Here is a 4,370-nt window from a genome sequence, read left to right as displayed (position 1 = left end):
GTAAGAGAATACCGGAATTTTGATCGCATATCCTTCTTTCTTCGGATTGAAGTTGAAATCTTTCACCTTCTTCTCTCCCAACATCACTTTCGTTGCATAGTTCACATACGGTTCATCGTATGCTTTTGCAATGAAAGGAACCGTACGGGAAGCTCTCGGATTCGCTTCAATTACGTATACTTTGTCGTCTTTGATCGCGAACTGAATGTTGATCAAACCGACTGTTTTCAATTCAATCGCAATCTTCTTCGTAATGTCCTCAATCTGCTGCATCACAAAATCTCCCAGGTTGTATGGAGGAAGAACCGCATACGAATCACCCGAGTGAATTCCGGCAGGTTCAATGTGCTGCATCACACCGATAATGTATACATCTTTTCCGTCACAAATCGCATCTGCTTCCGCTTCAATTGCTCCGCCGAGGAAGTGATCCAGCAAGATCTGGTTGCTTCCCATTTCATTGATGATATCCACTACGTGGTGCTCCAATTCTTCTTTGTTGATGACGATTTTCATTTTTTGTCCTCCCAATACATAAGAAGGGCGAACCAACAACGGGAAACCTAAGTCGTTGGATAATTCAATCGCTTGTTCTGCACTCTCCACTACTCCGTATTTCGGGAATGGAATGTTGTGCTGTTCCAATACTTTCGAGAATCGTCCGCGGTCTTCTGCCAAATCCAAAGCATCGAAACTTGTTCCTAAGATCTTGATTCCGTAGCGCTCTAATTTTTCAGCCAGTTTCAAAGCAGTTTGTCCACCTAACTGAACAATCACTCCTTCCGGCTTTTCGTGCTGAATAATATCGTAAATATGTTCCCAGAAAACAGGCTCGAAGTACAGTTTATCCGCTGTATCGAAATCTGTAGAAACCGTTTCCGGGTTACAGTTGATCATAATCGTTTCGTAACCGCATTCTTTCGCAGCCAGAACTCCGTGTACACAAGAATAATCGAATTCGATTCCCTGACCGATTCTGTTTGGTCCGGAACCTAAAACAACTACTTTCTTCTTGTCGCTGACCGTACTTTCATTTTCGTATTCGAAAGTGGAGTAGTAATACGGTGTTTGTGCGTCAAATTCTGCTGCGCAGGTATCTACCAGTTTGAACACACGTTTGATTCCCATTTCGGAACGCTTGTTGTGCACTTCTGATTCCAAACAGCGCAGCAAATGGGCTACCTGGCGGTCTGCATATCCTTTTTGCTTCGCTTCGAACATCAATTCTTTCGGGATATTCCCCAAATGATATTTCTCCACGCGGCGTTCCAATTTGATCAAATCCTCGATTTGCTTCAGGAACCAGGTATCAATTTTCGTTTTTTCAAAGATCGTTTTGAACGGAATTCCCAGTTTGATTGCATCATAGACATGGAACAAGCGGTTCCAACTCGGGTTTTCCAAAGAGTGCAGAATTGCATCCTGGTTTGTCAGTTCTTTTCCATCCGCTCCCAAACCGTTACGGTTGATTTCAAGCGACTGACATGCTTTTTGCAATGCTTCCTGGAACGAACGTCCGATTCCCATTACTTCACCAACGGATTTCATTTGTAATCCAAGTCGGCGGTCTGTTCCCGGGAATTTATTGAAATTCCAGCGAGGTATTTTCACAATTACGTAATCCAACGTCGGCTCAAACAAAGCGGAAGTTGTTTTCGTAATCTGATTGCTCAATTCATTTAAATGGTAGCCGATTGCCAGTTTCGAAGCAATTTTTGCAATCGGGTAACCCGTTGCTTTGGATGCTAATGCCGATGAACGAGATACACGCGGGTTGATTTCAATTGCAATGATATCTTCCTTTTCATCCGGTGAAACCGCGAACTGTACGTTACATCCTCCTGCAAAGTTTCCGATCGAACGCATCATGCGAATCGCCATGTCGCGCATTCTTTGGAAAGTTGTATCGGAAAGTGTCATGGCCGGTGCAACCGTAATGGAATCTCCGGTGTGAATCCCCATCGGGTCGAAGTTCTCGATTGAACAGATGATCACTACGTTGTCATTCGCATCACGCAAAAGCTCCAACTCGTATTCTTTCCAGCCCAACAAAGCTTTGTCGATCATGACTTCGTGGATCGGAGACAATTGTAATCCGCGTTCCAGCAATCCGTCAAATTCTTTCGGGTCATACACAATGGATGCTCCGGAACCTCCTAAAGTGTAAGAAGGTCTGATACAAAGCGGGAATCCGAATTCCTGTGCAATTTCTTTTCCTTCAAGGAACGATTTTGCCGTTGCCTGCGGAGCCATCGGAACCCCGATTTCTTCCATCAGCATACGGAATGCTTCCCGATTTTCTGTGATTTCAATGGCAGCGATATCGACACCAATAATTTCAACACCGTATTCTTCCCAAACTCCCATTTCATCGCATTTGATTGCAAGGTTTAAGGCAGTTTGTCCTCCCATTGTAGGCAATACAGCATCAATTTTGTGTTTTTTCAGAATTTCGATGATGCTTTCTGGCTCAAGTGGTTGCAGGTAAACATTATCAGCAACTACTTTATCTGTCATGATCGTTGCTGGATTCGAGTTGATCAATGTTACCTCAATACCTTCCTCACGAAGTGAGCGGGCTGCTTGAGAACCTGAGTAATCGAATTCACATGCTTGACCAATAACGATAGGACCTGAACCGATGATTAGTACGGACTTAATGGAATTGTTTTTCGGCATTATGCGCTTTTTAAGAGTTCAATTTGTAATTAATCTTTGCAACACGGTAAATGGCTCTACCTATACTACAAATTGAGCGCAAATTTATGGAATTTAATCGGGATTTCTACAAAACCGATTTTGTTTTTTATGGAGTTATTAACAGAGAATTTCGAATTACGAGTTACCAATGCCGAATTACATCGCTTTCGATTTGCTTGTATAAATAAAAAAATGAATAATTTTCCGCATTAAAACTTCAATCATGACCGTACGCACTTTTTGGCATTTAATTATCAAATCTTTGGGAATTTGGATTGTCATTCATGGAATTATGTCTGTGCCTGATCTTATTCTCAGAGTTACTGTTGCTTATGCAAGTCCATATGCCGATTCTCCGGTATTTATAGGCATTGAAGTTGTTTTTTTCGCAATCCAGGTTCTGTTCTATTTATTCATCCTTCGCTTCCTGATTTTGAAAACTCAATGGATCATTGATACTTTGAAACTGGAGAATGGATTTAACGAAACAAAGATTGATTTTTCATTGCCTTTTGATAAGGTTCTCCGAATCATTGTTATTCTAATGGGTGGGTTTATTTTTGTCATTGCAATTCCAACTTTGGTTGAAGCCGTATACCTTTTTATTACTGACAATTTACCATTCAGAGATAGTCCCCGGAACATTATCATCGTATCAAATGCGGTTCAGGCAACAATCGGCTTTCTGATGATGAACAACAGTGATATTGTTCTTCGTTACATCCATAAAAAAAGTAGTGAATCTGAAACAAAACAATTGGATAAAGAGGAATTTTAAGATTCTAATTTCCCGCTGAGGTTCGCAGAGGAACGCGGATTTTAATTCTGAAATCGGAGGCCATAGTTATCAGGTGACTATATAAAAGATTTCTAATTTGAAATTGGGAATTTTAGTAAATTTCAATACTGACTTCCTGAAAGACAACATCTTCAGAAAAGTTAACGGTTTATAATCCATCTGCGGCCCTCAGCGAACCTCTGCGGGCGAAAATATGTGTTATTGAATTAATTCTGAAGAATCTTTGTTTTATCGAAGTATTTTTTGGTTTTCATTTCTTTCAGCAACAAATCCAGGTTGGCTTTATCCGTTACATACAGAATGATCACAGCTCTGTTTTTTGCATCAAAGAAGCTGTAGATTTTATTCGGAACCATTTTCACTTTCGAAAGTTTCGGGAAGAGTTTCTTTAATTCTTTGATATTCGCCGCCTCGTTGCTGTCAACGATCACTAATTGCGTTTGATTACCCGTTTTCAAATATTCCAGGGCGGTCGGATCTAAAATCGGAGATGAAAAGTTCGAATTCGTCAGTTGAAAATACGACCCGATTAAGTTCATGACATCATCAATTGCCGGGCCTGTATCTGCATCATTGTAAATCGAAACACGATTGAGCAGGATTCCGTAATCGGTAATTGAATTCGGAAAAGTTGCAGCAAACAGATCTATTGCTCTGTTTACAAATTCCTGATCAATCTGCTTATTCATGGAAATGTATTCTTCAATCATCGGATACAATGCTTTTCCAAACCCGTTAATATATTCGTTGCTATACCAGTCGGAAGGATCTAACTCTCCGCTCACGTACTTATACGCCCAGCCGTTTCCAAGCGCAGTAGCCAATCCTTCATCAATGAAATTATAAGCAAACTGACTGTAAGGTGACTTGT

2 protein-coding genes and 1 pseudogene are annotated in these 4,370 nt (G+C 40.9%); 1 reads left to right on the top strand and 2 read right to left on the bottom strand.

What is annotated here, in order from left to right; genetic code table 11:
* Positions 1–2,679: carbamoyl-phosphate synthase large subunit (gene carB / locus Q1V93_RS10715; protein ID WP_300664540.1), on the bottom strand; the 2,679-nt coding region annotated here is incomplete at its 3' end.
* A 244-nt stretch (positions 2,680–2,923) separates the two neighbouring features.
* On the opposite strand from carB, the gene Q1V93_RS10710 reads away from it, so the two are divergent.
* Positions 2,924–3,478 carry a hypothetical protein gene (locus tag Q1V93_RS10710; protein ID WP_300664539.1) on the top strand — a complete coding sequence of 185 codons (555 nt, stop codon included), beginning with the start codon at positions 2,924–2,926 and terminating at the stop codon, positions 3,476–3,478.
* 227 nt (positions 3,479–3,705) lie between these two features.
* Here Q1V93_RS10710 and Q1V93_RS10705 read toward each other — a convergent pair.
* Positions 3,706–4,370, bottom strand: a pseudogene (locus Q1V93_RS10705) (hypothetical protein); the annotation flags it as partial.

The sequence above is a fragment of the Fluviicola sp. genome (assembly GCF_030151805.1).
Taxonomy (GTDB): Bacteria; Bacteroidota; Bacteroidia; order Flavobacteriales_D; family Crocinitomicaceae; genus Fluviicola.
This window is presented reverse-complemented; position numbering and strand designations above follow the sequence as displayed.